At 70.3% G+C, this 4,164-nt stretch carries 4 protein-coding genes; all 4 read right to left on the reverse strand.

Going from position 1 to position 4,164, the window contains the following annotated elements:
* Nucleotides 1-833, reverse strand: an 833-nt coding sequence (locus AB0O00_RS31170; protein ID WP_363657455.1) for an AAA family ATPase, incomplete at its 3' end; no start/stop codon positions are given.
* A gap of 561 nt (nt 834-1,394) precedes the next feature.
* On the reverse strand, nt 1,395-1,880 hold the full coding sequence (locus AB0O00_RS31175; protein WP_363657457.1) for a hypothetical protein: 486 nt from the start codon (nt 1,878-1,880) through the stop codon (nt 1,395-1,397).
* A 241-nt stretch (nt 1,881-2,121) separates the two neighbouring features.
* A complete protein-coding gene (locus AB0O00_RS31180; RefSeq protein ID WP_363657459.1) occupies nt 2,122-2,808 on the reverse strand; it encodes a ScbR family autoregulator-binding transcription factor in 687 nt (228 codons plus the stop codon).
* Nucleotides 2,809-3,176: 368 nt separating this feature from the next.
* The coding region (locus AB0O00_RS31185; RefSeq protein WP_363657461.1) for an MFS transporter at nt 3,177-4,164 on the reverse strand (988 nt) is incomplete at its 5' end.

Consider the following 4,164-nt stretch of genomic DNA (forward strand, 5'->3'; position numbering starts at 1 on the left):
GCGAGCCGGTCGAGGCCGCCGAGCAGCAGCACCGGACGGCCGGGCGTCTCGAACGGCCGGCGCCCGGCCGCCAGCAGGACCTCCAACTGCCCTTCGGGCACCGGCTCGACGAAGACGCGGGCGAGGAACCGGTCCGCGAAGGCGGCCAGGGCCGGGTCCTCGGGCAGGTTGTTCGCTGCGCCGACGCACACCCGCAGCGGGCTGGCCAGCACCGTGCGGCCGCGCCGGAACACCCGGTCGTTGAGCAGACCGAGCAGCGTGTTGAGCACCGCCGTCGAGCCGAGGAAGACCTCGTCGAGGAAGGCGAACTCGGCCTCGGGCAGCATCCCTTCGGTCGCGAACTCGACCTGGCCCTCGCGCAGTCGGCGCAGGTCGACCGGGCCGAACAGCTCGTTGGGCTCGGTGAACCGGCCGAGCAGGTACTCGAAGTACCGCCCGCCGAGCCGGCCGGCGACCCGCCGCACCGCCTCGGACTTCGCCGTCCCTGGCTCGCCGATCACCAGCGCGTGCTCCCCGGCGACGGCGCACAGCGCCACGACCTCGGCGACCGTCTCCCGGCCGATCAGCCCGCGCCCGGCGGCGGTCACCGCGGCCGCGACCAGCTCGGCGTCGGCGGCCAGGTCAGCGGGGGCGTACGGTCCCGTGCCGCGCCCGTCGCGAGTGGATCCGGATGCGGTGTCGAAACCGGACGTGCTGTCGGAATCGGACGTCGAGGTTGCCCCCGACCTCGCGGTGGCGCGGGTCGTCGGGGTGGAACGGGACGTCAGGGCGTCGGTCGCATCGGTGGCATCGGTGGCGTCGGTCGCATCGGTCGCATCGGTGGCGTCGGTCACGAGCACGGGAGTCTACGGGTGCTCCGATCATGCCCTCCATCGGGATTACCTTCGGTTTCCATTCAGGCCGCGCGAGGTGCCCCGGACGCGCTCACCCGATCCGGCCGAGCCGAGACCACAGCTCCTCGGCGGGGAAGCCCACGGGGACGGCCTGGTTGGCCCGCAAGAACACCCAACGAAATGATCTCCGAGGTGATTGGATCACTCCGAAAGCGTTGATCCGGGGTGTGCGGCGGCTCGGCCAAAACCGTGGGACATCGATGACGAGTTGTGGGCAGTGGTCGAGCCACCGCTGCCCAAGGTCGAGCGTCGGGTTCGGCATCCCGGGCATGGATTTTTTGTATGCGAGCATCGGCTCTGAACCAACTGCTGCGGTCGGTCACGGTGAGCGATTGGTCTCGTCGCAGAATTCGTGCGCGTTGCCTACCAGATCTGGACCCCGCCGCGGATCTGCGACGCCCGGCGGGCAGCGTCGAGGATGTTGTTCAGCCGATCGGCGATCTCGCCAACGCGCTGCGCGACGGGCTTGGGTGAGTCCATGTGAGTGGCCGGTCCCATCATTCAGAGGGCGATCGGCCGGTATGTGAGGGCCTCTTCGACGATCTGCTCTGCCGAGGCGTCCCGCAGTTCGGCCGGGGGATGGAAGATCAGGTCGCCGACCCGGGGATGCGACACGTTGGCTTCGAGGAGTTGCAGGTAGTAGTCGCTTTCCGGGTCGCCGGTCAGGAGTCTGCGGACGATCTCGACGAGTACGTCCCTGGTGATGTCCACGATCCGGGGCCGAGCCGGCCGGGCGGCCTCCAACGCGAACTGGGCCGGAGACCGGGTGCCGTCGTGCTCGGCGAAGTCGAGAGCCACGTAGTCGTGGCCTGTCCTCGCGTTGAAAGCCCTGATCTCCTCGGCCGCGCTCTCAGCCCCGCAGAGCACCGAGTCGGCGATCCGCAAGATCTCACGACAGAGCTCGTCCAGCCGCTGCGGACTCACCGACGGGGGCATCAGTTCCACTTCCGGATCCACGGCCCGGATTATGCCGTCAGCCTCCGGCATGCCAACGCGGCCTTCCAGGTGCCATCGCACCCAGCACCCGGATCTCCATGACGACCAACCCACGTCCAGACGCGTCGGCTGCCCCGACGACCACCGGTCGGCCGAGCGCCCCTCCGCCGGATGGCAGGGCACCCATCGTCCGCCTCCAAAACAGGGCGGACGGTTTGCCTGCACAAACCGATCAAGCTGTTTGTTTCTCGCTGAATGAACCGCCACCCGAGGGCCGGCGGACCCGCAGCCGTCAGCCGGCGTCCGCAGCGCCGCCCGTACCGTCCGCCTCCATCAGGGCGGCCACCTCGGCCGCCACCCGGGCCCCGCGGTCCGCCGCCAGGTCGAGTGTGGCGAGCACCCCGGGCATCGCGATGCTTGGCATGACGAGCTGGTACAGCCCGGCCACCCGACGCTCCAAGTCGGCTCGCCCGGTGAGCTTCTGGGACTGGATCTGCACCCCGGTCCACGCCCCCATCAGGAGCCAGGCGGTCTCGGCCGGCACCACGTGCGGCAGCAGTTCGCCCCGCTCCTTCGCCACCGCGAGCATCTCCTCCCCACGGTTGATCCAGCCCTCGAAGGCGCCGCCCCGCAGGTCGCCGAAGAGGTCCTGGCCGAGCGAGAGCCGTGCCCCCGCGCTCAGCAGCGCGTCCCGCGGCATCAGGTGCGCCAGCACCATCCCGGTGTCGACGAACTCCTGGAGCTTGCAGCTGCGTTCGGGCAGCGGCCCCCGCACGAACTGCTCCTCCACCACGCCGAGCGCGAGGTCGCGCTTCGAAGCGAAGTGGAAGTACAGCGCCCCGCGCGTCACGCCCGCGCGCGCGACGACCTCGCCGATGGTCGCGCCCTCGTAGCCAAACTCGTCGAAGACCGACGCGGCGGCCTCCAGGATCGACCGCCGGGTCTGGACCGCCCTCTCCTGCCGAACCAACGCCACCACCCCTGAACGTTCGGAGAACCAAACCAAACACCCCGCATCTTAACCGCACACGAATCGGCAGGTACCCCTCACAACAGCCTCCGGGTGCAGCAAAAACCGCGTGGACGGTATCGATCGGGAAGGAAGGCAACGGGCGGCTCGTCCCTCGGGCACGACTGGCTGGACTGCGAAATCACCGCCGTCTCCGCGGTGTTGACCGCCCGATACGTCACAGTTCTGACAGAACGTCACCTCATCGAGTGGGAGGCTTCTCTGGAGCGATGTCCCGCCGGGCGGCTTCTGGGTCGCCCTCTCCGACGCCGAGGACTCCGGCGTCACCGTCCGCTTCATCCTCTCGCCCGCCTCCGGCCAGATGAACTCCCGTTATTTCATGGTCGGTTGTTCACGGCGGGCGGCGCAGGACGGCTCAGCGAGCGGTCCGGCAGGACGAGTGCCAGCAGCAGAGCGGCCCCGCCGAGCATGAACAGCGCGAGGTGGTGCAGCCCTGCCGTCGTGGCGCCGTGCGGGAAGAACGCGGCGTTGGCCGCGGAGGCCGCCATCGCGCCCAGGTATGTGAACGTGCGCAGCAGGCCGGCCGCGGAGCCGATTCGGGCCGGGTCGGCCTGGTGGTAGAGGGCGGCCTGGTTGGCCAGTCCGATGAGCCCCTGCGGGATCCCGGCGAGCACGCCGACGGCGATCAGCATCCCGGTCGCGCTCCCCGCTCCGACCATCAACATGGCGCTACACGCAGCGAGTTGGACAAGTGCCCCGACGACCAGCTTGCCACGGACGGCCGCGCTGCGGCCGGTCACGGCTGAGACGGCCAGAGCCGCGCCCGAGAGCGGTAGAAGGACGAGTCCGGTGGTCGACGGCGTGAGTCCGCGCCCCTCCTCCAGCCATTGGGTGTAGCCGTAGAGGAAGGCGTAGGACGCGGTGTAGCCGAGGAGTTGGCGCAGGTAGGTGACGATCAGCGGACGGTTCCCGGCGAGCGTCCGCACGTCGATGAAGGGGTCGCGGGCGCGCAACTCCCGTACGGCGAAGGTGCAGGCGGCTGCCATGGCGGCCACCGGCAGGTACCAGTGGGCGGCTTGCGGCGCCATGAGGACGAGCATCAGGGCGACGAGCATCGCGGCGAACAGCGCGATCCCGGCGCCGTCGAGACGGGTGTCCGAACGCCGGGAACGGGCCGGTGCTTTCGGTAGCCGGACCGCGCCGAGCGCCAGGCAGGCCAGCGAGAGCGGCACGTTGACGGCGAAGACCGCCCGCCAGCCGCCGGCGCCGATCAGCAGCCCGCCGAGGGTGGGGCCGATGACGGCGACCGTCTGGTTGGCGACGGCGAGCGCGGTGAGCACGCCGGCCGGGCTGTCCCGGCCGGTC

It is taken from the genome of Kitasatospora sp. NPDC093558 (genome assembly GCF_040683475.1).
Lineage (GTDB): Bacteria > Actinomycetota > Actinomycetes > Streptomycetales > Streptomycetaceae > Kitasatospora.

Excerpts from the sequence above, each read along its gene's own strand:
- AB0O00_RS31175 (WP_363657457.1), bottom strand. The coding sequence starts at position 1,880 with ATGCCGGAGGCTGACGGCATAATCCGGGCCGTGGATCCGGAAGTGGAA.